Below are 25,996 nucleotides of genomic sequence, written 5' to 3'. Positions count from 1 at the left end.
TTAAGCTATAAAAAAAGGGCCTGAGAAGGCCCTTCTTAAAGTGCCGCTGAAATTACTCAGCTGCAGCTTCATCTTCTTCATCGTCTTCTGTCTTAGCAATAGGCTTAGAGATAGAAACAACAGGCATATCGTGAGATGCGCCCTTGTTAAGATCTACCAAAGTAAGGCCTTTAGATAGCTTTAATTCAGACATATGAATAACTTGACCTGGCTCTAGGCCGCTAAGGTCAACTTCGATGAACTGTGGTAAGTCACTAATTTTACAAGAGACTTCAATTTCAGTTGCAACATGCTGAATCTTGTTGCCAGCTTTCAAAATTGCTGTTTCGTTGATGAAATGTAGTGGTACGCGCTTACGTACGGTTGAAGACTTAGTTACACGCTCAAAATCGATGTGAATTGGAGCATCAGTCGCTGGGTGGCGCTGTAGGTCGATTAATACGGCCTGCTCTTCTTTACCATCGATGTTGACAGTTAACACCTGAGAATAGAAAGATTCATTTTCTAGTGCTTTTACAAGCTCTTTCAATTCAAGTGTTAGGCTAGCGGGTTTGCGGTTTTTAGCTCCGCCATAAATAACGCCAGGTACTTTATTTTCACGACGCAGGCGGCGGCTCGCACCTTTCCCTGCTTCCGTACGGACGGTGGCATTAATTTCAAAAGTTGACATTTTATTGCTCCAAAAATACATAACCAATAATATCGCGACCATATCATTGGTAATTAAAAAGTGAGTCGTAGTTAGGTAAAATACGTTAACTTGCAGCTAAATGTTTCGAATTAACGGAACATTGCACTGATAGACTCTTCGTTGCTGACTCGGCGCATCGCTTCTGCAAGGATGCCTGCCATCGAAAGCTGGCGGATACTATCACAGCTTTGAGCTTCAGGCGAGAGTGGAATGGTGTCTGAAACCACTAATTCTAGTGCAGAATTCGTGATTCGTTCGACAGCAGGTCCACTAAGTACAGGGTGGGTTGCATAGGCCACCACTTTTTTTGCGCCGAACTTAATCAAAGCTTCTGCGGCTTGGCAAAGAGTTCCGGCAGTATCGACCATATCGTCGACTAAAATACAGGTGCGACCACTGACATCACCGATAATGTTCATGATCTCTAGTTCATTCGCTTTAGGACGACGTTTATCAATAATGGCAAGGTCAGCGCCCAATTGCTTTGCTATGGCACGAGCGCGTACCACGCCGCCGACATCGGGTGATACTACGATCATATCTTGATAGTTTTGCTTTTGAATATCATCCAATAAAATTGGTGAGCCATAAATGTTGTCAACTGGGATATTAAAGAAGCCCTGAATCTGCTCGGCGTGTAAGTCAACGGTTAAGATTCGGTCTATACCAACCACAGTGAGCATGTCTGCAACGGCTTTTGAAGAAATAGGCGTGCGCGAACTGCGTGGTCGTCGATCTTGCCTAGCATAGCCAAAATAAGGCATAACCGCGGTGATTCGGCCGGCTGATGCGCGTTTCAGAGCGTCTGCCATGAATAAAATTTCCATTAAATTGTCGTTGGTGGGCTGGCAAGTTGGCTGGATGATAAAGGCATCGGCACCGCGAACATTTTCAGTTATTTCGATGGCCACTTCGCCGTCGCTAAATTTACTGACTTCAGCATCTCCCATTGGGATGCTAAGTCGATCGACGACGCTTTTGGCAAGGGCGGGGTTGGCATTACCGCTAAAAACCATCATTTTTGACACGTTGAATCCACCTTGTTGGCTTGAGCTAAGTTTTTAACAAGGTGATCGCTTTGCCACCTCGTCAGGGAATCGAGTTTGGCTATGTTGCGAGCTGGAGTTGTTCATGGGCGGTCGACACATTGACGCCCCTTGCAATATAGGCCGTTAATGTTGGGTTGCTTTTGTGTAATAGTATTTTCACGTTTTCGGCTGCTGTTTTTGAGTCGGTTGAGATAAATAAACACGATCCTGTACCAGTCAATTTCGCTTTGCCTATGTTTTGGCAAGTTTGAAATATAGTTTCAATGTCAGGATGCAGCTTTCGTACTAACGGCTCGAAATCGTTATGACCAGATACCGCTAAAGCGGGGCGTATTGTGCTAGTTGGTGTATCTCGTGTCAATTCAGGATGTGCAAACAATTGTGCCGTTGAAATATGAATATTAGGGTGAATAACGACAAACCACTGTTCGGGTAGTTGTAACGGTGTTAATTTCTCGCCGATGCCTTCTGCCCATGCGCTGCGTCCACGAACAAAAACAGGAATGTCCGCGCCAAGCGTTAAGCCTATGTCGGCAAGCTCAGCTAAACTTAGGTTGCACTGCCATAGTTGATTTAAGGCTAAGAGGGTAGTTGCTGCATCAGAGCTGCCACCTCCAATACCACCCCCCATGGGCAATAGTTTAGTCAGATGAATTCTTGCGCCTTTTCGAGTATTAGTCGCACGTTGCAAAGACTTAGCTGCTTTTATCACTAGGTTATCTTCGGATTCTAAAGCTGCGTCTGAGCAAGTGAATTCAATTTTGGTATTAGTTAGTTCGGTGAACTCTAGCTCATCATTAAAGTCGAGGAGCTGAAAGATACTTTGAAGGGCATGGTAGCCATTGGGCGTTCGCCCAACGATATGTAAAAATAAGTTGAGCTTGGCAGGAGCGCTAACCTTTAGCGACATAGTAATTTCACATTAGCTTAAGAAGGCGGTAATTGTAACAAGCTCCACTCTCGGATGACGAGTTTTCCGCTACTATCGGCTTTAATAAAATTTAATTTCTTTGGCATAGATGGTGTGCCTTCATGATAGCTATCATAATGTACAAGCCAGCCTGCTTGTTTAAGCTGAGTAACTTGTCCGGAGTCTGAGTTCAACTCACGGTTAAACGGCTCAGACGGTTTGGGCAATGCACGCACCCAATACTGCAAGTAATCTAACGGCAATTGAATTTCTTGTAAGTCCCAAAGCAGGTCTTCAAGGCTGTTTGCAGTCCATTGATCCTTACCTTGAGTCAAAGTAACTGAATGTTTATCACCATGAATGGTTATCCGACCTTGGCCAAGAGGACCGCTAAGTTCAATATCAAACTCTTTGCCAAGTTGTTGCCATATAACATTGAAACTGCTGGCTTCAGAATTGTTTTTGATCGCCATTTTGCCCTGAAACGCCCAGTCGGCTGCTTCATTTTCAGGCAGGCCGGTAAAGGTTGCGCAACTTGTCGCAATTAAAGTAACGCATGTAGCCAGAAACCACTTAAATCTGCTAATCATTAAACAACTGCTCTAGTTTTTCAATAAACGGGCTCTGTGGGTTAAGCTCAATTACTTTTTGATAGTACTTCTGCGCTTCGTCGGTTTCATTTAATGCCCATAAAACTTCCGCTAAATGCGCGGCGACTTCATCGTTCTCTAGCTGCTGGTAAGCTTTTGATAGCCAAGAAAGTGCCTCGCTAACGTCACCTTGCCTATATAGCAGCCAGCCTTTTGAATCCATGAAAGCAGGGTTGTCGGGTTGGTCGTTTAGCGCGCGATCTATATATAGGGTCGCTTGCTCTAGGTTTTTATCTAAATCAGCCCAAGTGTAACCCAAGGCGTTCATTGCGTTAATATTCTCTGGTTCCAAAGTTAAAACTTTGGCAAGGTTGCTTTCAAGCGCATCGTAGTTGTCGATGTAAGCATAGAGTAGCGCTTGCTCATATAAGTAGAGTGTATTGTCGGGTTGCTCTTTCAGTGCTTGGCTATAAACATCGATAGCGGCGTGGTCGTTGCCTAGCTCATGCTCTAGGCTGGCTTGTATTTTCCAATAAAGGTCTACTTGGTCTGGATCTACAGTTCGGGCACTGTCTAATGCGATGATAAGCTTTGAGTGGCTGGCAGAGTCGCCCATTCTAGCCCATTCAGAAAGTGCAGACGCAAGGTAAGGTGCGGCAGTCACTTGTGAAAAGTGTATTTGAGCCGCATCGGGTAAATTATTTTGTAAGTTAATTATGCCCAAAAAGTAATGGCCTTCATCTTCAAAGCCCTGATCAAGTAAATGTTGAAACATCGCAGTCGCTTCATCGAGTTCATTTTGTTCAAATGCAACGCGAGCAAAAGTACGTGCTATTACGGGTTCACCAGCGAAGCGTGAATGTAATATGCGCAACTGTTTTAGGTTGGTGCGATCAAATCGATAAAGGTGCCGTGCATAAGTGACGCCTACTTGAGGGTTAGTAGGGTGCCTCTTAATAAGTGACTCTATCAACACAGTAGCGGGTTTCACCTTGTGATCCTTGATAAACGTCTGATATTGAAATAATTGATAAGTTAATTCAGGCTTGAGCTTGATCGCTTTTTGAATGGCGCCTTCTGCATTGTCTTGGCTATCTAGAAGTGAGCTCAAGCGCGCGTGGGCAAAATAAAGCGCATGTGACTTTGGATAACTTGGAATCAGCTCTACAAGAGCAGTGTTAAGTTCGCTAGCGTTTGCCTGAGTCAGTTGCCTTGAGTGTGGTAGCGCAATGCTTACATCGGCTTCTGGGTCTACTGCAAGCCACCGTTTGAGTGCAACTATTGCGTTATCAAAATCGCCGGTATTCATTGCTGCAACAGTGAGGGCTTGCCAAGGTCCCGCGGAGTTTGGTTCGATAGCGACCCACCGGTCTGCAAGTGCTGAAACGGCCTTGTAGTTACCGATACTTTGATTGAGCGCAATAGCACGTTCAAATACCGCTGGGTCAGATTCGTGTTCACTCACCAAACCGTAAATGGACGCTGCACTGCCTAGGTCGCCTCGGTTAATGGCAATTTCAGCCAGCAACAACTCAAAGAAGGTTTGCCCAGTTAATGGTTTGGCTGCAACAGGAGTAGCTTGCAATTCATGTGAAGGGACCTTAACGGTAGCCTCTGCGTTAGCAACTTGCGCGGGTGTACTGGCACAACCGAATAGCAAGCCACTTAAGATAACAGGGCTCAATTGAGTTAGTTTAAATCGTATTTGCATAGTCAACCTAGTGTCACCGTATCCCGTTTATAGGGCTAATTCATGTAAATTTACGAATAGTTAAGAATATTAGCATAGCCGTTATCGCCTAATTTAGGTAAAGCCGTTAGAATACGGCGTTTTTACAAATGAGGCACCACCAAGGCATGTCATTATTGGCCATTGGTATCAATCACAATACAGCATCTGTTGAAGTTCGCGAAAAAGTGAGCTTTATGCCTGAAACCATGTCTGAGTCTTTAAGATCGATTCTAGACTTACCTGGTATTTCAGAAACAGTGATACTGTCGACTTGTAATCGAAGTGAAATATACTGTCAATCGGATAAAGCCACAGAATCTGCAGATGCTCTTGTTAACTGGTTGGCAGCGAGCCATCACCTAGATCCGGCAGAACTAAAGGCCTGTACCTATGTGCATACCGATGACCGCGTCGTAGATCATATTAGTAAGGTCGCAGCCGGTCTCGACAGCATGGTCTTAGGCGAACCTCAAATTTTGGGCCAATTGAAATCGGCCTATGCCGTGGCACAAGAACACAAAGCAGTCGGTTCAATGCTGAACTTTGTCTTCCAGCACAGCTTTAAAGTTGCTAAAAAGGTCCGTACAGAGACTGCCATTGGTGAAAATGCGGTCAGTGTGGCTTATGCGGCGGTGAGCTTGAGCACGCGTATATTTGAAGATTTATCGACCTGTAAAGCCTTGCTGGTAGGTGCAGGTGAAACCATAGATTTGGTCGCGCGGCATCTACGAGAGAAAGGCTTAACCCAAATAACCGTTGCTAACCGGACATTAGCTCGTGCTGAAAGCTTAGCAAATGAGTTTAATGCTAGAGCCTGTTTGTTGTCCGATATTCCAACGGAACTGCCGCATGCAGATATCGTTATCTCTTCTACTGCAAGCCAATTGCCATTAATAGGCAAGGGAATGGTTGAGCGAGCTTTGAAAGCACGAAAAAATAAGCCTATGTTTATGGTCGATATTGCGGTGCCTCGCGATATTGAACATGAAGTAGGTGATTTAAACGATGTGTTTTTATACACCGTTGACGATTTACGCTCGGTCATTGAAGATAATCGACGTTCTAGACAGGTTGCCGCCCAAGAAGCAGAGCGTATAATCGAGAACCAAACAGAGGTGTTTTCCTCAAACGTCAATATACGAGCTGCTGGTTCTGTCATTCGAGTTATGCGTGAAAAAGCCCATAGGGTGAAACAAAAAGAACTAGACAAAGCAAAAAAATCATTAGCAGCAGGTGAAGATCCTGAAGCTGTTATGCAGTTATTAGCGCATAACTTAACCAATAAACTGATGCACAGTCCGACAGTCGCGTTACGAACGGCCTTTGAAGAAGGCGACCCGAACGCAAACGATTGGGCATTAAAATTATTTGAAATTAAACCTTAGGTTTCTATGAAAGAGTCAATACGTTTTAAATTAGAAGAATTGTCTGAGCGCTATGAAGAGTTGGGTATGCTGTTGTCGCAGCCTGAAGTCATTTCTAATCAAGATGAGTTTCGTAAATATTCCCAAGAATATTCCGACCTTGAAGATGTAGTGAAATGCTTTGCTGATTATCGAGTCAGTGAAGGTGACTTAGATGAAGCTAAAGCGTTGCTAGATGACTCAGATCCAGACATGAGAGAGATGGGGAAAGAGGAGTTTAAAGCAGCGCAGGAACGTATTACACAATTAAATGATCAACTACAAATCTTGTTACTACCTAAAGACCCGAATGATGGGAAAAACGTTTTCTTAGAAATTCGTGCTGGGACCGGTGGTGATGAAGCCGCAATTTTTTCTGGCGATTTATTTCGAATGTATACTCGCTTTGCTGAAAAATCGCGATGGAAAATTGAAGTGCTCTCGACCAATGAAGGTGAACACGGTGGTTTTAAAGAGATTATCGCCCGTGTTACCGGTGCGAATGTTTACTCTCAATTAAAGTTTGAGTCAGGCGCGCACCGAGTTCAGCGCGTACCTGAAACGGAAAGCCAAGGCCGAATTCACACCTCAGCTTGTACCGTTGCGGTTATGCCTGAAGCAGATGAGCTAGAAGCCATCGAGATTGATAAAAACGATTTACGCGTTGATACCTTCCGAGCATCCGGTGCCGGTGGGCAGCACGTTAACAAAACAGACTCAGCAATTCGTTTAACCCACTTACCGACCGGTATGGTGGTAGAGTGTCAAGATGAGCGTTCGCAACATAAGAATAAAGCTCGAGCAATGTCATTGTTAGCGGCTCGATTAAAAGACTCGCAAACATCAGCCGCTGCAGCTGAACAAGCTGAACAGCGTAAATCTCTCGTGGGTAGTGGTGACCGCTCTGAACGTATTCGTACTTATAACTACCCACAAGGGCGAATCTCAGATCACAGAATCAACCTAACGCTCTATAAGTTAGATGAGATCATGCAAGGTCAATTAGAATATATAATTGATCCGCTAGTGCTGGAACATCAAGCTCAGTTGTTTGCCGATATGGGGCAGGCGTGAGCCTATGCATTGGTGAGGCAATCGCCAATGCTGTTAACCTTGGTGTTGATAAGCTCGATGCCGAGGTTTTGCTTTATACAGCCCTCAATAAAGTCAGAACTTATTTAATGGCTTTTCCTGAACAGATATTAACGGCCGAACAATCTGAAAACTATTCTAATTGGATATCACGTCGCCTCGACGGCGAGCCCGTAGCCTACATTGTCGGTGTGCGAGAGTTTTGGTCGCTGCCCATTAAAACGACTAACGTAACCCTAATTCCTCGTGCAGATACTGAAGTGCTGGTTGAAACAGTTTTGGATCAATTCGATGCCTCGCCATTGGCGGTTGTTGATTTAGGGACCGGCACAGGTGCAATTGCACTGGCGTTAAAATCAGAACGACCAAGCTGGCAGATGTTAGGTGTTGATCGGATATCCGAAGCAATAGAATTAGCGCGGACGAATGCAGCATCATTACGGTTAGACGTGAGCTTTGAAGTTTCATCTTGGTGTGATGCGTTGGCAGATTCATCACTGGATGTTATCGTCAGTAACCCTCCCTATATAGATTGCAAAGATCATCATTTAAACGAAGGTGATGTGCGCTTCGAACCTAAGTCTGCATTAGTGTCCGGTGAACATGGGCTAGCCGACATTAAGCACATCAGCCATGAAGCTGTACGATGTTTAAAACCCAATGGCATGGTTTTTTTTGAACATGGTTGGACACAAGCTGAGGCGGTACAACAAATACTAACAGATGTTGGTTTTATTCAAGTTCGAACTGTAAAGGACTATGGCGACAACGATCGTGTCACCATGGGAGTGTTACCTTAACGTCTAATACACTAAGAGCAATAAGGTTTGCGCAACACAAGCAGGGCGACGGCAATTTTCTATTTCAACCGTTATTTCTTCGGTCACTTCTAAGCCACGACGAACCGGTGTTACCGCAATGATTTTTTTGGTCGCGCGAACATGAGAACCTGCTTTTAATGGGTACGGGAATCGCACCTGATTTAACCCCATATTCACGACCATTTTTGCGCCAGGGTAGGGTGGCTGATCTGGATCTACAGCATTAGTTAGTTTAGGCAGCAAAGACAAAGTTAAAAACCCGTGTGCAATTGTGCCTCTGAATGGCGATTCGACCTTAGCTCTTTCTGGGTCGGTATGGATCCACTGCTGATCTTCAGTAACTTCTGCAAACTGATTAATGCGATCTTGCTCAACCGCCATCCATTGACCGGTATAAACAATTGAGTCTAAATCGCTAGATAATTTTTCGAGCATCGCCAAGGCATCTGCATTGTTATCATGCAGCCAGCGATCATTAATAGTTTCTTGTGCATCAGAACCAGAGGTTAGTATTTTTTGATCGAGTGCCCAATTCATCCACGGGCTGTTTTTTGCTGATTGAAAAATCTCATTGAAGTAGCCACGTAATTGCGGCTGAATGAGTTCAACTATTTCATCTCGGTTTTTTGCTAATCGATCACTTTTTTCTTTCAAAAAATCAATGACGCTCATTGGCTTCCTTTTTTGGTCATTCACTCTTTATTTAGAAGAACTGTCCACGGGTAAGTTTTAATAAGTGCCTATTGTATTCCTTACAAAAAATAGTTGAAAGGTGCATCAAATTAATATACGGGCGTACTTTAACCTGTCTGTTCAGCGATGTATTGCTAACCTGCTAAATTATCAATCGGGCGATGCTCGACGAAATCTTCAATCTTGGTCATAATTTGGTTTATTAATCGTTGCATGGAATCATCTGCAGCCCAAGCCACATGAGGTGTAACGATGACATTAGGCAGCAGTGCTAATTGCCAAATAGTGCCGTTAGGGCTTGGCGGTTCTGTCTCTGCGACATCAAGTCCGGCCGCTAGAATTTGCTCACTTGTGAGCGCTGCTAACAAATCTTTTTCGTTTACGAGCCCACCTCGGCCAGTATTTATCAATATACAGCTTGGCTTTAGGAGCGCTAATGTAGCTTTATCAATGAGATTCGTCGTTTTTTCGGTTAACGGGCAGTGCAGGCTGAGTACATCGGCTTGCTTGATGGCTTGGTAAAAATCGGTATAGCCTTCCCTAATTTGCTGTGCATCGGGTTGCTCGGCGCGGATGATGTTCATGCCAATTGCGCTGGCTCGTTCAGCAACAGCACGTCCTAAAGTTCCATAGCCAACAATGGTAAGTGTTTTTCCTGCGAGTGACTGAATCTGGCCTGCGTAATGATAGAAAAATGGGCTTTTACTCCACTCTTTGGTTTTTAAGCTTTCTAGGTAACGCGGTAAATTTCTAGACAAAGCGAGTATCAGCATTAGGGTATGTTCTGCAACCGATGCAGTGCCGTAATTGGTCGCATTAACCACTGCGATGTTGTTTTTGCGACATGCGTCTAAATTAACGTTGTTGGTGCCCGTTGCAGTTACGCAAATGAGTTTTAATGCCGGTAATTGATTTATAATGTCTTTTGTAAGTACAGCCTTATTCGTCAAAATGATGTCACTACTCATACACTGATTGATGATTTCATCTGACGCCAAATTGTCAAAGTTTTCCCAGGTTTTTATCGCATTAGGGGTGGTGAGGTCAATGTGAGGTGGAATAGTTGCCCTATCTAAGAATGTAGCTTTCATTGTAAGTACCTATTATATAAACTGCGGCCGATTGGTTGGTTAAGCGATTTCTATAGCTTATCAACTTCGTTCGATTATTTGGAGTAACTTTAAAATGCACTTGGTGGTGTTTGATTTGGACACAGCTTTATGTCCTACAAATACCATGGATGGTCTGGCCTTAGCGAAGGCTTTACAGGATGTAACAGGAAATAAAGTAAGCCCTGAGCTTCTCGTTAATAGCGTAGATTTTCGGAACATATTCTATAAGTTTGAAGAAAGAGTCGCCTCTCAATTGGAAATCGTGGAGTTTAGAACTCGATATAGTTTCCATTTACGGCGGCAATATTTAATTCGACCAAGCGTGATACCTGCAAATTACAGTCTAATTGAACGAGCTAACTCACTGCAAAATAGAAAAGATACCGTTGTTGGTATTGTTACCTCCACATCATTGTCAGCGCTGCAACTTAAATCACGGAACATTGGCTTATACAGCGAGTTAATGCCAGTGGCCACAAGTGAAGATTCGGACTCGCTTGAAGGCATTTTAAGTGCCATAAAAACACGTGCGCGACGTAGCTTTGGGTTTCAATTCGAAAAAGCGTCATTAGTGTCAGGTGAACATTGGATTGCCGCTGCCAAGCAAAGCAATATGCTAATAATTACCCCTGAAAACATTGATGTAAACAATGCAAAATATTTCGATTACATACATAAAGCATCAAATACAACACTTGCCTAAAATAATAACCCCAGTGAATGTAATCATTGCACTGGGGTTAGCCTTTTAGCCTTGTTAGATCCTAACGTCTAAGACTTTTCCATTTGTCCGGCTTGGATTGCTGTCAAAGCAATGGTATAGACAATATCTTCAACTAATGCTCCACGAGATAAATCGTTAACCGGTTTTCGTAAGCCTTGTAGCATAGGGCCAATTGAAATGACGTTGGCGCTGCGCTGTACTGCTTTATAAGTTGTGTTACCCGTGTTGAGGTCTGGGAAAACAAAAACAGTGGCTCTACCTGCTACTAAACTGTTTGGTGCTTTACTTGCTGCTACACTCGGAGTGCTGGCTGCATCATATTGCAAAGGCCCGTCGATTAATAAATCAGGGCGACGCTCTTTGGCGATGCGAGTCGCCTCGCGCACTTTGACTACGTCACTGCCACTGCCTGATTGACCTGTAGAGTAGCTGATCATGGCAATACGTGGCTCAATACCAAAGGCTTTCGCAGAGTCACCTGATTGAATGGCAATATCGGCAAGTTCTTCTGCATTTGGATCTGGGTTAATAGCGCAATCACCATAAACAACGGCTTGGTCGGGTAAGAGCATGAAGAAAATGGAAGACACCAGGCTAGCATCAGGTCTAGTTTTGATTAACTGTAAAGCTGGACGTACCGTATTTGCTGTCGTGCTAATCGCGCCAGAAACAAGGCCGTCGACATCATCAAGTGCCAGCATCATAGTCCCTAATACAATAGGGTCTTCTAGTTGTGCTTCCGCCATAGGTGCAGTTAAGCCTTTGTGTTGCCTGAGCTGAACCATGGGCTCGATATATTTGTGTAGTGCATCGAGTGGGTTAATAATTTCAATGGTTTCAGGTAGCACAATATCTTGACTCAATGCGACACGTCTAATTTCTTCTGCATCACCTAGTAATACACAATGCGCAATGCCTTTCTCATGACAAATAGCCGCTGCGCGAATAGTTCTTGGTTCATGGCCCTCGGGAAGAATAATACGTTTATTCGCTTTACGAGCTTGTTTAACCAACAGGTGCCGGAAAGCAGGCGGTGATAGGCGACGTTCTTCGATGACCTCAGCTTTTTCTGCAAGGTATTTAGCATTAATGGCCGCAGCAACGGCATCCATGACACTTTCCATGCGCGTTACGTCATCGGCAGGTACTTCAGTGTTCATATTGTTTAGCATTTGAGCGGAGCTAAAGGTGTTGTTTTTGACCGCCATGACTGGCAAGCCCGTTGCGAAAGCTGAGTGGCATAATTCCATCACGGGCGCGTTAGGCATTAAACCACCCGTCAGTACGAGACCTGCCAGCGGCACTCCATTAAGAGCGGCCATGCAGGCGGCGAGTAAAATGTCATCTCTATCGCCAGGTGTAACAACCAAAGTTCCTGCTTTCAAGGTGTGTAGCATATTCTGCATCGTGCGTGCGCATACCGTTATGCTTTGCACCCGACGCTCATCAATTAGCCCTTCATTAATAATGCTGGCCTGTAAGTGGTTGCTAACATCTCGCGTACGCGGCGCAACCAGTAACGGGTTCCAATTAACTGTACCTAGAAGCTTAAAAGTCTCGTTTTTGAAAATAGGCATTCGCTCAACGATGTCTTCGAATGACTTCGGCGTTTTCAGTTCAAGTTCGGGGTCTTCTTCAGCAATTACTTGTTGGCTGCCTGGTTTTGGAGCACCAACTTTATTTAAGATACTGCCGATAACTTTTTTGCTGTTAATGCCGCCGTACAAACTGGCTGACATTTTGATACGCTCGTTTAATTGCGCGGTGCTGTCGTTGTTTTTGGCAGAAACCAAGATCACATCGGCATCAAGTGCTTTGGCCATGTTGCGGTTTAGTTCGGCAATATAGTTTTCATCGACAACAGGAACTAAACCTTCGACGATTAGGATGTCGGCTTCTTCACCAGACGATTGGGTGATGGAAATGATTTCTTCCATCAGCTTATCGGCTTGGCCCAGTGCTAATTGCTGTTGAGCATAAGTCAATGTAACTGGTTTTGCAGGGTTGAGGCCAAGCGTGGCGTGTATCAAATGGGTGGAGCGTTCAGGACCGAGATCAAAACCATCTTGCTGCGCAATAGGTTTACTGAACGCAACGCGAACACCGAGTTGTTCTAGCGCACGAACTAAGCCCAAGCAAATGGAGGTTAGGCCAACCCCAGCGCTGGTCGCACTAACAAAATATGTATATTTCAAAAATCTATCCTCTTAGTGTGCAGTGACAAGTGCATGCGACTTCTTGGCGATCATCCACTCTTCTTGGGTGTTAATCACTAAAACCTTAGGGCTTTGATCCATAGAAATGCAACCAATCTCATCACCGTTCTTCTGGTTAAGTTGCGCATCAAGTTTAAATCCAAATAAGGATAGATTATCAATCACTTGTTGGCGAATGGGACGAGAGTTTTCACCAATACCGCCGGTGAAGACGAGTGCGTCAAAAGTAGACAAAGATACGGCTAATCCGCCAATTTGTCGTGCTAACCGGAAGCAAAAGACATCAACAGCAAGCTTGGCTTGCTCGTTACCCTGGTCAGCTGCGTCGAGAAGGGTGCGCATATCATTGGAGACCCCCGATAAACCAAGTAATCCGCTTTCCTTATTGAGTACAGAGGTGATTTTGGCGATATCCCAACCTTTCTGTACAGATAGGAATTCGTGCAGCCCAGGGTCTACATCACCCGAACGGGTTCCCATGACTAAACCTTCTAGTGGAGTCATGCCCATGGTCGTGTCGACAGATTTTCCATCTTTTACCGCGCAAGCACTGCAACCATTGCCCAAGTGAGCGGTAATAATGCCGTGATTAGACGGCAGTTGAAGGCGCTTTACAGCTTCTTCGGCAACGTAGTGGTGGCTGGTGCCATGAAAGCCATACCGGCGAACGCCATTGTTCGTATAGAGTTCATAAGGGACGCCATATAAGAAAGCCTCTGGCTTAAGCGTTTGGTGAAAGGCGGTATCAAATACCACGACTTGAGGGATTTCAGGGTAGAGTGCTTGTAACGCTTCGATGCCTGCAACGTTAGCCGGATTGTGTAATGGAGCAAGTGGTGTGCAAGCTTTAATGCTATTTATGACGTGTTGATCAACGATGACTGAATTGCTAAATGCTTCTCCGCCATGAACGACACGGTGTCCCACAGCGATTGGCAGGGTAGTTAATAAGCCCAATGCTTTAAGCTGTTCGATAATAACTAATAGTGTACTTTTATAATCGCTTTTTTCTAAATTGATGGTTAATTTGTTAGCATCAGATTTGATTGTCAATTCAGCATCATTCCCGCCTAACCGCTCGGCTAAGCCACTGGCTCTTTCGATACCTTTGAGCATGTCGAATAATGAAAACTTAATTGAAGAACTGCCAGAGTTTAAAACTAAAATATTTTGAGACATTGATACGCCCGTCGAGAATTGGAGTAAAGTAGAAGCATAAGCGCTACATAGTAACTTGAATTACCCTATACTTTGAATCAAACAGAGTTTAGAGGAACCTTGTATTTTGTTTATGATGAAGATCAATTTGTTGAGAATTGTGCCGTTTTTCATGGTGTTTATCACCCTTTTTCTAAATACGATCAATGCGAGTGCCATCAAAGAAATTAAAGCCGAGCTAGTCAGTGGCGGGCATTTAATTGGTCAGTTGCAAGTATCAGCTGCGCTGCGCTTTAATGGCAAAATGATCCCAACAGACGAAACAGGTTATTTCCAGCTTGGCTTTTCACGAGAATTAGCCGGTTTACATGAGATTGAGGTCATTACCCCGGATCAACCTATAAGCTACTATCCAATTTGGATAGACGTACGTGAATTTAATGTTCAGCGAGTCAATGGCGTTGATCAAGCGAAGGTTACTCCGCCAAAGAGCTTACAAGCGCGTATCGAACGAGAGTATTTCTTAGTTAAAGCGGCTAAAGAAAAGCAGACAAGTATTGCTGCATGGCGAGAAGAAAGTTTTGTTTGGCCTATTTTTGGGCGAATAACCGGGGTTTATGGCAGTCAGCGTTTTTATAATGGCATTCCGGGTAGCCCGCATTGGGGCGTTGATATGGCCGCTCGGCAGGGCACTCCAATATACGCCCCGGCTTCTGGGCTCGTTACCTTGGCAGAGAATGATCTCTATTTTAGTGGCGGCACAGTTATTCTAGATCACGGTAACGGCTTAACAAGTAGCTTCTTACATCTATCTAAACTGAACGTTGAACCAGGACTCTATTTAAAGCAAGGCGAGATTCTTGGCTTTGTGGGTTCAACTGGGCGTTCCACAGGACCGCATTTGGATTGGCGAATGAATTTAGGCGATACACGAATTGATGCCCAGCTTTGGGTGCCGAACATGGACTCCCTTTGTGTATTTAGCACTAAAGCCTGTCCTACCCCTAAAAACATCAGCCAACAAGAAGAATTACAGTGGCTACACAATAGAAAGGCCTTCTTAGCTCGTTCTTTATCAGGAAGTTGAACGTAATCTGAACAGCTGAGCAGTTTCAGGCGATAAAAGCACCCATTTAGCTTGTTTTTTTGCTCAAAAGTACGCAACATGAAGAAGTCCCATGGGCATTAGAAAAATTATAAGAGAGATCAAAATGAATAAAAAATTATTATTAAGTACTGCAATCGTTGCTGCATCATTAATGAGTGCAGCCCAAGCAGAAGTAAAAATCGGCTTTTTAGGTGGTTTCACGGGTCCAATTGAAAGTTTAACTCCGCCAATTTACGCTGGCGCTAAATTAGCTGTTGCTCAAATCAACCTTGAAGGTGGTATGTTTTCTACTGGTGAGATCCTAGCGATGCCAACAGCAGACACAACCTGTGTTGATGCATCTGCGGCTTCTAATGGCGCAGATCGACTCATCAACTCAGAAGGTGTTGTGGGTATCGTTGGTGGCTTATGTTCTGGTGCAACAATTGCTGCATCTAATAACGTAGCTGTACCTGCGGGCGTGCCAATGATTACACCAGCGTCAACTTCGCCAGCAGTGACTGGCTTAGATGATAACGATTTAGTTTTCCGTACTACACCTTCAGATGCATACCAAGGTGAAATGTTGGCTAAGTTGCTTACTGCGAAAGGGATCGATGAAATTGCGATTACTTACGTAAACAACGATTACGGTAAAGGTTTAGCCGATGCTTTAGCCAGTGCTTATACTGGAACAGTTGCGGCTAACGAAGCACATGAAGATGGCAAAGCGGATTATCGCGCAGAGTTGGGTTCTTTAGCTTCTACGGGTGTTGAAACCTTGGTTGTCTTGGCTTATGCCGATGGATCGGGTCAAACTATTTTACGTCAGGCTTATGAGAGCGGTGATTTTGGTCGCTTTGTGGGTGGTGATGGTATGGTTGGCCAAAACATCGTTGATGCAGTGGGTGCTGATGTACTAGATGGCATGATTGCAACTAAACCAGGCATCCCTCAAGTTGCAGGTTTATCTGCCTACGCAGAAGCAATGACATCATTAGGCCAAGATCCTACTGCGATTTTCGCAGGTCAATCTTATGATGCTACTTTTATTCTTGCTCTAGCATTAGAGTCTAAAGGTTCGGCTGATGTTGATGGTATGGCAGCGGCTATTCGTATGGTATCAAGCGCTCCAGGTGAGATTATTTTACCAGGTGAGTGGGCTAAAGCTAAAAAAGCATTAGCGGCTGGTAAAGACATCAACTACCAAGGTGCTTCTGGCGACCATGAGTTCGATGCTAACGGTGATGTACCGGGTATGATTGTAGAGATGCTGGTTGAGAATGGTGCATTTGTACAGAAGTCTGTCCTTAAGTAAATTATCCTAGTATTCAAAAAACGCGGCAATTGCCGCGTTTTTTTTGCGAAGAATAATAGCTCAATTATGATCTGTATGATTTTAGTTTAAAACATTGCTGGCCCTCAGCTGAGAAGCGGTCCATTGCTTGGAATTTGGGTGTTAGAAGCAGAAACAGCATAAAGAGTAATACAATCTTTGATATTAAATTACCGTAGATTTTTTTTAACAAAGTAGGGTAGTTTGGCAAATGGTTTTTAACCTGCTGCTTTAAGAGCATTTTCTAACCCTGCGGCGTAGGCGAAATGTCAGGGAATATACTGCATTACTGCGTTTGTTTTATTTCTAAAATTTCCTGATCGTATAAATATTGGATCAAGTCCATTGACATTGGATTATTCAAATTGACATAAAAGGCAAGTGCACCAAAGCTTGTTAATTTGTTGTCATCGGCAATTATTTCGTCTGCCATGTCGATTTTTTCTGCAGCATTGTAAATAGTTTGATCAATGCCTAATAAAAAATCGACCCTCCCAGCATGAAGCATTTTCAAACCAGATTCGAAATTAGGAATGGTTACTATTTTCGCACCTTGTGTTTGGAGGTTTTGAGCGTAACTCTTGCCGAACCTAAAATTTAGAGTGCCAATTTTTTTATTGAATATATTCTGCCAAGGCTCATTGCGACTCTTTAATTGAAACAAAGTATAGTGAAGATCGGTTTTTATGAGCTCAAAACGCAGGTGATTAGAGCTGGCATGGCCTGGCGGTAAAACACTAATAAGGTAATCATCCTTGGCCATTAAGAGATGCGCCCTTGCCGGCGGAAGATTTAGTACTTGGTAAGACTGGTTAAATGGTGCTAAAAGCGTAGTTAGTAGTTGCAAGGAAATACCACCACCTTTGGCGTTCTCGTCAATAAAGGGTGGGTAAGTGGTCACTATTATATTAAAACCAAGTTCATCTTCAGCTGCGCTAAAAGTCGAAATGCTCCATAGTAATATGCTAGCCGCAATAAGGCTCAAAGATCTCAACCACACATTAATGGTGTATCTAAGTGGCAAAATTAAGCTGCTGCACTCGCCTTGTTTAGTCAAGTGTTTTCCTCTGAAGTGTATTGTGGTTTTTAAAAGCTGGAAAATGCCCCTTCTTGGTAGAAGCAACCTTATTGGTCGTTTACAAAGTATAGCTAGTCTTATTTCACTTACCAGTATTAGGGAAAATGTCTGTAGTGTTGGAAAAGATTTGGGTTTAAATTTATTTCATTTGTTCCTAGTTTCTTCTAGGGCAGGCTGATCACGGTTTTATAAATATCATTAAGAGAGAATTTCTGACGGTCGTTCTAAAAAATTGTCATTTTGGCGGGCATAGTAGCGATCATTTTAACATTAGATGTCATCGATGCGACGTCAATGAACTTGTCTAGACAGTTTGTTGCTTATATTGGCCGGACTAGCGTTGATACTGTCAAGTTTAATTCAGAAAAGTGTTAAGACGATTGTCAGGCCGATGGAGAAGGTATCTAAGGGTTATTGGCTTTTACCCAAAATGATCCAGCCCAGTAATAAATCAAGTAAACCAATACCTGCTAGTATGGCGCCTTTCGTATAATCATATTTTACATCAGATCCAATTAAACTGCTCAAGCCGCTGACCAAACCACCTAATGACTCGTCCACTTGATTCATTTGTTGGTTGTAGTCATAAGTTAAGTATAGCTCGTATCCACCATAGGCTAATAACGCCAAACCTGAAATGGCAAGGACGGATCCAATTAGTTTTTTTTGTGAATTATTCATATTTGATACCCAATAAAGAGGCGGCATACCAGCCACTTCTATCGCATAGTATAGAAGCGGCCCATTGCTTGAAATTCGGGTGTTTGAAACATGGATGTTTCAATCAAGCCCCCATGGACGGGTTTATGGCGACCGAAATTTCAAGCTGTGGGCCGCTGAACCCCACGTAAAGGCTGAAATATTTATGGGCCACCAAAGGTTTAACAGCCGCCTTTATTTTATAAGTTAATCAACTGTGCTGTGCGATTCGTTCAGGAATAATCCCTTTAGGAGCATAGCGTAGCACTAAAGTAATGGTTAGCCCGATGACGAATACTCTGGCTTGAAGCGCACGGCTGTCTAAGTCAGATGGGGCTTGCCAGTCAAACCAGACTTCACCAATTTGTCTAATAGCGTCAAACAAATATAACGCGACTGGTTCAGACATTGTCCAGATAATATAAACAAATACGGCGCCGAATAGGGTGCCTAGGTTATTACCCGCACCGCCTAGTATGACCATAACCCATATTAGGAATGTATGGTTCAGTGGAATGTAACCAGAAGGGTCAAAAATACCATTGAACGAAGTTAGAACGGCACCGCCAACACCCATCAAAAACGAACCGATAACAAAGACTTCTAAGCGTCGCTTATTGACATCTTTACCCATGGCAAGAGACGAGGTTTCATTATCGCGAATCGCACGTAGCATTCTTCCCCAGGGTGCGTTGTAAGCGCGGGTGAGAAGAAAGAAAATACCCGCAATCATTAATGCAGTTACAGATAAATAAGCCGCTCGTGCTAGCTCAAAACCTATGTCTGCTGGCCCAGGTACCGGCCATTGCATAGGCGATACAGTTAATGTGCCATGCGTTAGCCAGTCTGCATTTTTCAAAAAGGCTTTAATGATTTCTGCAATGCCTAAGGTCGCAATAGCTAAGTAGTCACTGCGAAGGCCTAAGCAAATGTGCCCGACACCGTAAGAAATAACGCCTGCAATAACACCGCCAGCAACCCAGCCGATCCAAACTGGTAAGCCAAAACCGCCAATAAATCCGTGCTCACTCTCAATAGCGGAGGCAACAGGATCTAATTGAGCCATAAAGATGATATACACAACTGCAATTAAGATAATCGTAATGAACCGTTGCCACTTTTGAGTAACGCCTAGCTTTCCGAGCTTTAAAGAAGCAGCAATGAGGGCGATACCAATGAGCAATTTAAAAAACACTGAGCCCAAGTTACCGGGTAATTCAGAAGCCCAAAACTCTTCATTGGTCGGGAATGAAAACAGCATGGTCATAAAACCACCCATGGCAATAAAGCCCATAATACCGGCGTTAAATAGACCGGCATAGCCCCATTGAATGGTCAAGCCTAGTGCAATAATGGCATAGCAAGATGCTTCAACAAGCATACGTAAGCTATAGGCAGTGCCCATAAATGCCATAATGGTAAGAATGATTAGCAGTAAGCCTGAAAAGAGAATGGCTTCTTTTTTATATGTCATCAACATTAGAGAACCTTCCCTTTCAATATGCCCGTCGGTTTAAGTACCAAAATTGCTATTAACATGAAAAACGGCACGGTAATTTTATATTCAGTCGGTACTAAGGCAAGGTTGTTTGGTAAGTCCCAGCCCGTTGCTGCTTCAAGAGGCCGAAGCAATACAGCCCAGTTGAAAACGGCTAAAGTTTCAGACATGCCAACAACAAAGCCACCAATGATCGCGCCATAAGGATGACCCACGCCACCAACAATCGCTGCTGCGAAAATAGGTAATAGTAAGATAAAGCTTAAGTCTGGCTTCAAAGACACATCTAGAGAAAGTAGAGTACCTGCCGCTGTCGCGAGAGATCCGGCGATCACCCAGGTCACCACAACCACCATGTTAACGTTAATTCCAGAGATGCGCGCTAGGTCAGCATTATCTGACATGGCGCGCATGGCTTTTCCTAAACGAGACCTTGTTAAGAAAAAATGCAATGAAACAACGGCGAGGATCGTAAACACAAACAAAAGTATTTGCGGTTCGGTAATCACCAGTTTGCGTGACGCTAATTCCCAAGGTAATTCTAAACGGAAAATTTCTTTGCGATCATCGATATACATGTTTCTTGAGCCAGTTCCGAAGAACAATCGAATGACACCTTGCAGCATTAGGGTGACACCAATAGATGCCATGACTAAAACAATGGGTTTAACATTGTTGTCGCGCAGAGGCTTATAAAACGCCTTATCCATACCAATAGCGAGTAGGCTGGTAATCACCATGGCGACCGGCAACATGACAAACGCGGTAGGTAAACCAATCGCTTGGCCAGCTGCAGGAAATAGAGCCGTTAGGAAGAAAGTGATAAATGCCCCTAGAGTCATTAAGTCACCGTGCGCGAAGTGAGCAAAGCGTAAAATACTGAAAATCAATGTTACACCAATCGCACCCATCGCATAAATAGAGCCGATCACCGCACCTGAGATGACGACTTTGTTCATAAAAAATATTAGTTCGTTCACACTTACGCTCCAGTTTAGTGGCCGCCGAGGAAGCTTTTCGCAACTTCCGGGTCATTTAACAAATTTTCACCGGTATCGGTGAAACTGTTTCGGCCAGCGGCCAATACAAAACCTTTATGCGCAATACGTAACGCTTGCTTTGCATTTTGTTCAACCATCAAAATACCAACACCTTCTTTGTTGATCGCTTCGACACGGTCGAATATTTCATTCATGTACAGAGGTGATAAACCTGCGGTCGGTTCATCTAGTAATAACACCTTCGGTTCGATCATTAGAGCGCGACCCATTGCAACCATTTGCCGCTGACCACCAGAAAGTTCGCCAGCAGGTTGGTAACGCTTATCTTTTAAATCAGGGAAGTAGTGATACACCGAATCTAAGGTGTTTCGGAAGCTGCCTTTGCGTAAAAAAGCACCCATCTCTAAATTTTCTTCGACGGTCATGCTAACAAAAACGTTTTGCTCTTGCGGTACAAATGACATGCCGTGACTCACTAAAACATGAGGTTCGGCATTGGTTATATCGACACCATTAAGCTCAATGGAGCCTTCAGTTACGTTGAGTAAACCGAAAATTGCTTTTAACGAAGTTGACTTACCTGCGCCGTTAGGGCCGATAATGACGCCGATCTCGTTGGCGTCAACAGACATATTGACGCCATTTAATATGTTCATGCCGCCGTAGCCACCATGAATGTTCTTTGTTTCTAAAATAGCCATGATTACTCCAAGTTAGGCGACGTCGGTGCCAAAATAAGCTTCGACTACTTTCTGGTTGTTACGGATGTCTTCAATAGCGCCTTCAACCATGACGCTGCCTTGAGCAAGGACAATGACGGGGTCACATAATTTGGCGATCATATCCATGTCGTGCTCGATGACCAAAAAGGTAATGCCCAGCTCTCGGTTCATGCGCAAAATATTGTCGGTTAAGTCTTTTAGTAGAGTTCGGTTAACGCCTGCCGCTACTTCGTCGAGTAACACAACTTTGGCTTCGGTCATCATAGTTCGGCCAAGCTCCAAAAGCTTTTTTTGACCGCCAGATAAATTCCCGGCGAGCTCGTTTTTAACGTGATCGAGACCGATATATTGAATGACGTCTTGTGCTTTTTGACGAACTTCAAGCTCTTGCGCCATAACTTGCTTAGGCTTAAGCCAGGTGTTGAAGATGTTTTCGCCCAGCTGACTCGGTGGCACCATCATCAGGTTTTCAAGCGCTGTCATCTGCGAAAATTCATGTGCAATTTGGAAAGTGCGTAATAGGCCTTTACTGAATAGCTGATCTGCGGTGAGTGCAGAAACATCCTCACCGTCTAATATAATTTGGCCGGAATCAAGCGGTAAGGTGCCCGCGATGATATTAAAGATGGTTGATTTACCTGCACCGTTGGGACCAATCATGCCCGTTATTGACCCTTTCTCGATGTCAAAACTGCAATCATTAATTACTTTCAGGTGCCCAAACGCCTTCTCGACGTTTTTCACCTCGATCATGGATGACATTGACTTCTCCATTGTGGCTTTTAGCCACTCTCTTTTTTATTGTTCATCAGTGACAAGGGTAGCTCGTTATCTGTGAACTATTTTATTGCAGTTTTTGGTGACTAATTTCAATGAGGTCATGAAGAATCTCGGACCATCAAAGAGTAATTAAGCTTCAAAAACTGCTTATTTTGATTTGCGGAGTAGTTTACCTATTCTTCATAGCTAGGTCAGCCGCAAAGGGCTAAATTTGTATTTAAATGGTCGCATTATCGCTATTTTTTCGGCTTTCGTTGATAACTTATAAGCATAATCAACAAAATAATGGTCGCTAGAATTGGAATGATTGAGCTGTGTAGTCTTTGGAACGGCGTTAATCCGTTTCGTAAGGTTAAGGCTCCCACTACTTGAGCTTCGGTAAATTGCTCTGCAAAGTTGACTAACTCGCCGCGAGCATTAATTAATGCTGATATACCATTTTGAGTCGCTCGTGCCATATCTCGACCATTTTCAATCGCGCGCATCCGAGTTATTTGTAGATGCTGGTGCGGGGCAATTGAGTCTCCAAACCAAGCATCATTACTGACAACCGTTAAAATTTGAGCATTTTTTGCCAGCTTGCGAACAATGTTGGGGTAAGCCGCTTCATAGCAGATAACTGGTGCTAAAAAGAAAGGCTCGCCGTTCAGTGTGGATACAATAGGGTTTTGCTCTGTCAATGCGGGCGACATACCCGAAATAGAAATATTAAAAAAGCCAATGAAATTACGCAGATAAGGGTCGAATGGCACGTACTCGCCAAATGGCACTAAATGCTGCTTACGGTACTCCTCACCTTTGGCCATGCCATAGCCTTGCACGGCGTTAAAATAGTTCGGACCGTCTTTGGTGACAACGCCAGTCAGTAATGTTTGGTCTCGTTTCTCGGTTATACTTTGCACTTGGCCAATAAAGTTAGGGATTTGATCTGCACGACGGGTCATCGCAGCCTCGGACCAGAGCATTAAATCGACATCTTTTAAGGTTTCAATTTGCTTGCCATAAAACTCTAACGTTTTTATTTGTTGCGCTGACTTCCATTTATCTTGTTGTGCAATATTGCTCTGAACTGCCGCGACTTTGATGGTTGATGAAGGCGTGGTCCAGGAATCTGCAGGCAATAACCAGCCGACAATATTTAAAGCAGCAAAGGCAGACAGTGATACTCCGACTGCAAATATGGCGGCATTTCGTTCATGTCGGCTGATTTTTTGAATGCCAATAAACAAAACCGCACTGATAAATGCGAGGCACAAAGATAAACCATAAACACTGAATACAGCGGCCAATTGCGCCATAGGCAAATCAATGACGGAATACCCGACAAATAACCAAGGCATTCCTGTTAGAAACCATTCACGTAACCATTCAAAGAATAACCAGCTAAGCGGGCTAGCCAAAAGTAGGCCCATTGGAAGTTTATTAATAAAGCGAACATGGAACCAAAGCTGAATAGCGCCTAAAAATGCAAGCGCCAAGCAAAAGGTAGCGGTTAGTAATAAGGATAGTAATACAGGGGTGTCTACCGTACGCATACTGCCGTAAACCCACGAAACGCCCAGGCCAAAGAAGCCAATACCGTAAACCCAGCCCAGCCAAAACGCGGATTTAGAGCTTTGAATGGCCGTTTGTAGCCAAAAAAAGCCAAGAACCCCTACAATGGAAAGTGGCCAAAGGTTAAACGGCGCCAAAGATAATGGAATACATAGACCAATGGTAAAAACTAGGGCGATTCTAAGTGCAAGCGGTTGCTGCTGAAACATAAGGAATAGGGTCCAGTGATTAATCGAGCGAACTGTACCTTGTAATAGCAGTGAGCGACAAGCCTGAAGCTTGTTGACTATGGCCTCACGAGCCCGCAGACTATCGCAAAACCCCATTAATGAGAGCACAAATGTCCACAAAGAGCGATTCTGAATTTCAAGCACAGGCATTAAAATTACTAGATCGAGGCTTAGTGAATTGCACGTGGGAGTCAAAAATTGATAAAAAGCGCATTTTGGCCCTCTATACCGAGGCTAAAACTATTACGGCAAACACTGGCAGCCACAAAAAATTGGTTGCATTAGCGCAAACCCTAATTGACACCATGGTACGTATAGTTCGTTGTGTGGCGATTGATGAAGAGGGTGCGAACTCGACAGAAATCAAAGGCAGAACAGTCGAACTTGAGGCCGATTTCCTGTTTTATAATTCAGATAACGAATATAAAGAAATGCGCCAATTTGCTGGCAAAATGAAGCGTCACAACAGCAAACCTAAGACAGGGTTCCGCGGAAAGCCATAAGAGCCAATAAGGTAGCATGACAATAAAAACAAAAATAAAAAAAACATTTCCAATACATAGTTTAACGGCTCTGTTAAAAACAGAGAAACATGAAGAGCCGGTGATAGATGGGCTAAGAGGCCTGTCTGTTATAATGGTCGTGGTTTTTCATTCGCTATTTACCGTGTATTTTATCTTTAAATCACGACCTGAGCTTTTTCAAACATATATCGAAGGCTTTGTGCTGCCGAGTCGATTTTTGTTTGGTTTCGATAAAGCTGTCGATATTTTCTTTATGATCAGTGCTTACTTGCTGGGCAAAAGTCTGTTAAGGCAGGCAAGCGAACAGCATATACGTATTCGTACCTTCTATATTAATCGGGTGTTCCGTATTTACCCGCTGTTCCTACTCGCTTTGCTGATTTTTAGTTTGGGGAGCTGGCATCTATTTGAGCGAGATTTTTGGTTTAACCTGATTTTTGTCGATAACTTCATGCACAACACAATAATTCCGGTCGGTTGGTCGTTATCCGTTGAGATGCAATGCTATCTATTGTTGCCGTTCGTAATTATATTGGCCAATAAAACTAACAGCCCTGTGCTGTTTTTCTCTGCTCTGTTAGTTTTCGCTATTGCGCTTAGAGCCTATATGGCGCTGCAAAACCCTGAGGTTTATCAAATTCCTTTCTACGCAATTTTACTCAACCCTGAAATCGATTATCAATATATGGATGTGATGTATTACTCAACACCCAGTCGAGTTGCGAGTTTTGTAGTTGGTTTGCTATGGGCGAGCATTGTATTGCATCCACGTTACAGGCATGTTTGTAACTATTTGGTGAAGAATAAAAATCTAGCCAGTATGCTGGCAGGAATCTGTGGAATATTAATTCTTATTAGCTTTTACTTCCCAGTCTATGATCAATTGACATGGGAGCGTTGGCCGCTGTTGCAAGAGTTAAACTTTGTCTTTGTGAGCTTTCATCGATTTATTTTTAGCCTAGCGTTATTAGCTCTGATTTTGCTGAGTAATGGCAAATTGAGTTTAACGAATCGCTTTCTATCGAGTCGTTTTTTTCGACCCTTTTCAAAGTTAGCCTTTCCTATCTATTTATTTCACTTCCCGGCGTTAGTCATTGCATGGCTCTTGGTTTTACAGACGACAAAAATTAAGACTATTGTGGCTATTACACCGTTGCAAACAGGAATGGCGGCGGTTATTGCAATGGTAATTGTGGTCTGGATATCATTGCCATTGCATTACCTTTTGGAGAAGAAGTTTATCAATCTAGGAAGAAAGCTATGTCGAAGTTAGGGCCAATGCGGATAAAGCCTCTA

24 protein-coding genes are annotated in these 25,996 nt (G+C 43.7%); 8 read left to right on the top strand and 16 right to left on the bottom strand.

The window, feature by feature from the left end:
* Window positions 1–52: 52 nt before the first annotated feature.
* From ACI882_RS10665 to ACI882_RS10645, 5 genes are all read right to left on the bottom strand, one after another.
* On the bottom strand, window positions 53–670 hold the full coding sequence (locus ACI882_RS10665; protein ID WP_411743702.1) for a 50S ribosomal protein L25/general stress protein Ctc: 618 nt from the start codon (window positions 668–670) through the stop codon (window positions 53–55).
* Window positions 671–780: 110 nt separating this feature from the next.
* Entirely contained in the window at window positions 781–1,719 is a 939-nt protein-coding gene (locus ACI882_RS10660; RefSeq protein ID WP_411743703.1) for a ribose-phosphate pyrophosphokinase, read from the bottom strand.
* 79 nt (window positions 1,720–1,798) lie between these two features.
* Window positions 1,799–2,650: a 4-(cytidine 5'-diphospho)-2-C-methyl-D-erythritol kinase gene (gene ispE, locus ACI882_RS10655; RefSeq protein ID WP_411743704.1), complete on the bottom strand. Its 852-nt coding sequence runs from the start codon at window positions 2,648–2,650 to the stop codon at window positions 1,799–1,801.
* 17 nt (window positions 2,651–2,667) lie between these two features.
* Entirely contained in the window at window positions 2,668–3,240 is a 573-nt protein-coding gene (lolB, locus tag ACI882_RS10650; protein ID WP_411743705.1) for a lipoprotein insertase outer membrane protein LolB, read from the bottom strand.
* Window positions 3,233–4,951, bottom strand: a complete 1,719-nt coding sequence (locus tag ACI882_RS10645) for a tetratricopeptide repeat protein (RefSeq protein ID WP_411743706.1) — start codon at window positions 4,949–4,951, stop codon at window positions 3,233–3,235. The genes lolB and ACI882_RS10645 overlap by 8 nt, the downstream gene beginning before the upstream one ends.
* A 128-nt stretch (window positions 4,952–5,079) precedes the next feature.
* Between ACI882_RS10645 and hemA the strand changes: the two genes are divergently transcribed.
* The 3 genes from hemA to prmC are packed head-to-tail and all read left to right on the top strand — an operon-like array spanning window position 5,080 to window position 8,267.
* Window positions 5,080–6,357: a glutamyl-tRNA reductase gene (gene hemA / locus ACI882_RS10640; RefSeq protein ID WP_411743707.1), complete on the top strand. Its 1,278-nt coding sequence runs from the start codon at window positions 5,080–5,082 to the stop codon at window positions 6,355–6,357.
* 6 nt (window positions 6,358–6,363) lie between these two features.
* Complete coding sequence (gene prfA, locus ACI882_RS10635; RefSeq protein WP_411743708.1) at window positions 6,364–7,449, top strand: peptide chain release factor 1; 1,086 nt, start codon at window positions 6,364–6,366, stop codon at window positions 7,447–7,449.
* Window positions 7,446–8,267 (top strand): peptide chain release factor N(5)-glutamine methyltransferase, encoded by an 822-nt coding sequence (gene prmC, locus ACI882_RS10630; RefSeq protein WP_411743709.1) that lies wholly within the window; start codon window positions 7,446–7,448, stop codon window positions 8,265–8,267. Before prfA ends, prmC begins: the two co-directional genes overlap by 4 nt.
* Window positions 8,268–8,270: 3 nt before the next feature.
* On the opposite strand, the gene ACI882_RS10625 is transcribed toward prmC, so the two are convergent.
* Both ACI882_RS10625 and ACI882_RS10620 read right to left on the bottom strand, forming a co-directional pair.
* The gene (locus ACI882_RS10625; RefSeq protein ID WP_411743710.1) at window positions 8,271–8,960 is read right to left on the bottom strand and encodes a MaoC family dehydratase; all 690 of its coding nucleotides are present in this window, start codon (window positions 8,958–8,960) and stop codon (window positions 8,271–8,273) included.
* Between the two features lie 155 nt (window positions 8,961–9,115).
* Window positions 9,116–10,072, bottom strand: a complete 957-nt coding sequence (locus ACI882_RS10620) for a D-2-hydroxyacid dehydrogenase (RefSeq protein ID WP_411743711.1) — start codon at window positions 10,070–10,072, stop codon at window positions 9,116–9,118.
* A 115-nt stretch (window positions 10,073–10,187) separates the two neighbouring features.
* Between ACI882_RS10620 and ACI882_RS10615 the strand changes: the two genes are divergently transcribed.
* Window positions 10,188–10,796, top strand: a complete 609-nt coding sequence (locus tag ACI882_RS10615) for a hypothetical protein (RefSeq protein ID WP_411743712.1) — start codon at window positions 10,188–10,190, stop codon at window positions 10,794–10,796.
* A 68-nt stretch (window positions 10,797–10,864) separates the two neighbouring features.
* Here the strand turns inward: ACI882_RS10615 and pta are convergent, their stop codons facing one another.
* A complete protein-coding gene (pta, locus tag ACI882_RS10610; RefSeq protein WP_411743713.1) occupies window positions 10,865–13,012 on the bottom strand; it encodes a phosphate acetyltransferase in 2,148 nt (715 codons plus the stop codon).
* A 12-nt stretch (window positions 13,013–13,024) separates the two neighbouring features.
* Window positions 13,025–14,212 (bottom strand): acetate/propionate family kinase, encoded by a 1,188-nt coding sequence (locus ACI882_RS10605; RefSeq protein WP_411743714.1) that lies wholly within the window; start codon window positions 14,210–14,212, stop codon window positions 13,025–13,027.
* A 112-nt stretch (window positions 14,213–14,324) separates the two neighbouring features.
* Between ACI882_RS10605 and ACI882_RS10600 the strand changes: the two genes are divergently transcribed.
* Window positions 14,325–15,278 (top strand): M23 family metallopeptidase, encoded by a 954-nt coding sequence (locus tag ACI882_RS10600; RefSeq protein WP_411743715.1) that lies wholly within the window; start codon window positions 14,325–14,327, stop codon window positions 15,276–15,278.
* A 124-nt stretch (window positions 15,279–15,402) separates the two neighbouring features.
* Window positions 15,403–16,596 (top strand): ABC transporter substrate-binding protein, encoded by a 1,194-nt coding sequence (locus ACI882_RS10595; RefSeq protein ID WP_411743716.1) that lies wholly within the window; start codon window positions 15,403–15,405, stop codon window positions 16,594–16,596.
* A gap of 304 nt (window positions 16,597–16,900) precedes the next feature.
* Here ACI882_RS10595 and ACI882_RS10590 read toward each other — a convergent pair whose 3' ends face one another.
* The 7 genes from ACI882_RS10590 to lnt all read right to left on the bottom strand — a co-directional run bounded on the left by ACI882_RS10590 (window position 16,901) and on the right by lnt (window position 24,155).
* Window positions 16,901–17,671 carry a hypothetical protein gene (locus ACI882_RS10590; RefSeq protein ID WP_411743717.1) on the bottom strand — a complete coding sequence of 257 codons (771 nt, stop codon included), beginning with the start codon at window positions 17,669–17,671 and terminating at the stop codon, window positions 16,901–16,903.
* Between the two features lie 432 nt (window positions 17,672–18,103).
* Entirely contained in the window at window positions 18,104–18,373 is a 270-nt protein-coding gene (locus ACI882_RS10585; RefSeq protein WP_411743718.1) for a hypothetical protein, read from the bottom strand.
* Between the two features lie 229 nt (window positions 18,374–18,602).
* Window positions 18,603–19,871, bottom strand: coding sequence for a branched-chain amino acid ABC transporter permease (locus ACI882_RS10580; protein ID WP_411743719.1), 1,269 nt, complete (start codon window positions 19,869–19,871; stop codon window positions 18,603–18,605).
* A complete protein-coding gene (locus tag ACI882_RS10575) occupies window positions 19,871–20,869 on the bottom strand; it encodes a branched-chain amino acid ABC transporter permease (RefSeq protein ID WP_411743720.1) in 999 nt (332 codons plus the stop codon). Before ACI882_RS10575 ends, ACI882_RS10580 begins: the two co-directional genes overlap by 1 nt.
* A 14-nt stretch (window positions 20,870–20,883) precedes the next feature.
* Window positions 20,884–21,591, bottom strand: a complete 708-nt coding sequence (locus tag ACI882_RS10570; RefSeq protein WP_411743721.1) for an ABC transporter ATP-binding protein — start codon at window positions 21,589–21,591, stop codon at window positions 20,884–20,886.
* A 12-nt stretch (window positions 21,592–21,603) separates the two neighbouring features.
* Entirely contained in the window at window positions 21,604–22,374 is a 771-nt protein-coding gene (locus ACI882_RS10565) for an ABC transporter ATP-binding protein (protein WP_411743722.1), read from the bottom strand.
* 254 nt (window positions 22,375–22,628) lie between these two features.
* The gene (gene lnt / locus ACI882_RS10560) at window positions 22,629–24,155 is read right to left on the bottom strand and encodes an apolipoprotein N-acyltransferase (RefSeq protein ID WP_411746525.1); all 1,527 of its coding nucleotides are present in this window, start codon (window positions 24,153–24,155) and stop codon (window positions 22,629–22,631) included.
* Between the two features lie 131 nt (window positions 24,156–24,286).
* On the opposite strand from lnt, the gene ACI882_RS10555 reads away from it, so the two are divergent.
* Window positions 24,287–24,679 (top strand): hypothetical protein, encoded by a 393-nt coding sequence (locus ACI882_RS10555; RefSeq protein ID WP_411746526.1) that lies wholly within the window; start codon window positions 24,287–24,289, stop codon window positions 24,677–24,679.
* 16 nt (window positions 24,680–24,695) lie between these two features.
* Complete coding sequence (locus ACI882_RS10550) at window positions 24,696–25,973, top strand: acyltransferase family protein (RefSeq protein WP_411746527.1); 1,278 nt, start codon at window positions 24,696–24,698, stop codon at window positions 25,971–25,973.
* Window positions 25,974–25,996 lie beyond the last annotated feature (23 nt).

Source organism: Reinekea sp. (genome assembly GCF_046710285.1).
GTDB lineage: Bacteria > Pseudomonadota > Gammaproteobacteria > Pseudomonadales > Natronospirillaceae > Reinekea.
This window is presented reverse-complemented; position numbering and strand designations above follow the sequence as displayed.

Bases quoted from the DNA above. Each gene is read 5' to 3' on its own strand.
- ACI882_RS10605 (WP_411743714.1), bottom strand. From the start codon at position 14,212: ATGTCTCAAAATATTTTAGTTTTAAACTCTGGCAGTTCTTCAATTAAG.
- ACI882_RS10620 (WP_411743711.1), bottom strand. From the start codon at position 10,072: ATGAAAGCTACATTCTTAGATAGGGCAACTATTCCACCTCACATTGAC.
- ACI882_RS10600 (WP_411743715.1), top strand. From the start codon at position 14,325: ATGATGAAGATCAATTTGTTGAGAATTGTGCCGTTTTTCATGGTGTTT.
- ACI882_RS10570 (WP_411743721.1), bottom strand. From the start codon at position 21,591: ATGGCTATTTTAGAAACAAAGAACATTCATGGTGGCTACGGCGGCATG.
- prfA (WP_411743708.1), top strand. From the start codon at position 6,364: ATGAAAGAGTCAATACGTTTTAAATTAGAAGAATTGTCTGAGCGCTAT.
- ACI882_RS10585 (WP_411743718.1), bottom strand. From the start codon at position 18,373: ATGAATAATTCACAAAAAAAACTAATTGGATCCGTCCTTGCCATTTCA.
- lnt (WP_411746525.1), bottom strand. From the start codon at position 24,155: ATGTTTCAGCAGCAACCGCTTGCACTTAGAATCGCCCTAGTTTTTACC.
- lolB (WP_411743705.1), bottom strand. From the start codon at position 3,240: ATGATTAGCAGATTTAAGTGGTTTCTGGCTACATGCGTTACTTTAATT.
- ACI882_RS10645 (WP_411743706.1), bottom strand. From the start codon at position 4,951: ATGCAAATACGATTTAAACTAACTCAATTGAGCCCTGTTATCTTAAGT.
- ACI882_RS10550 (WP_411746527.1), top strand. From the start codon at position 24,696: ATGACAATAAAAACAAAAATAAAAAAAACATTTCCAATACATAGTTTA.
- ACI882_RS10665 (WP_411743702.1), bottom strand. From the start codon at position 670: ATGTCAACTTTTGAAATTAATGCCACCGTCCGTACGGAAGCAGGGAAA.
- ACI882_RS10555 (WP_411746526.1), top strand. From the start codon at position 24,287: ATGTCCACAAAGAGCGATTCTGAATTTCAAGCACAGGCATTAAAATTA.
- ACI882_RS10595 (WP_411743716.1), top strand. From the start codon at position 15,403: ATGAATAAAAAATTATTATTAAGTACTGCAATCGTTGCTGCATCATTA.
- ACI882_RS10625 (WP_411743710.1), bottom strand. From the start codon at position 8,960: ATGAGCGTCATTGATTTTTTGAAAGAAAAAAGTGATCGATTAGCAAAA.
- ispE (WP_411743704.1), bottom strand. From the start codon at position 2,650: ATGTCGCTAAAGGTTAGCGCTCCTGCCAAGCTCAACTTATTTTTACAT.
- ACI882_RS10565 (WP_411743722.1), bottom strand. From the start codon at position 22,374: ATGTCATCCATGATCGAGGTGAAAAACGTCGAGAAGGCGTTTGGGCAC.
- hemA (WP_411743707.1), top strand. From the start codon at position 5,080: ATGAGGCACCACCAAGGCATGTCATTATTGGCCATTGGTATCAATCAC.
- ACI882_RS10580 (WP_411743719.1), bottom strand. From the start codon at position 19,871: ATGTTGATGACATATAAAAAAGAAGCCATTCTCTTTTCAGGCTTACTG.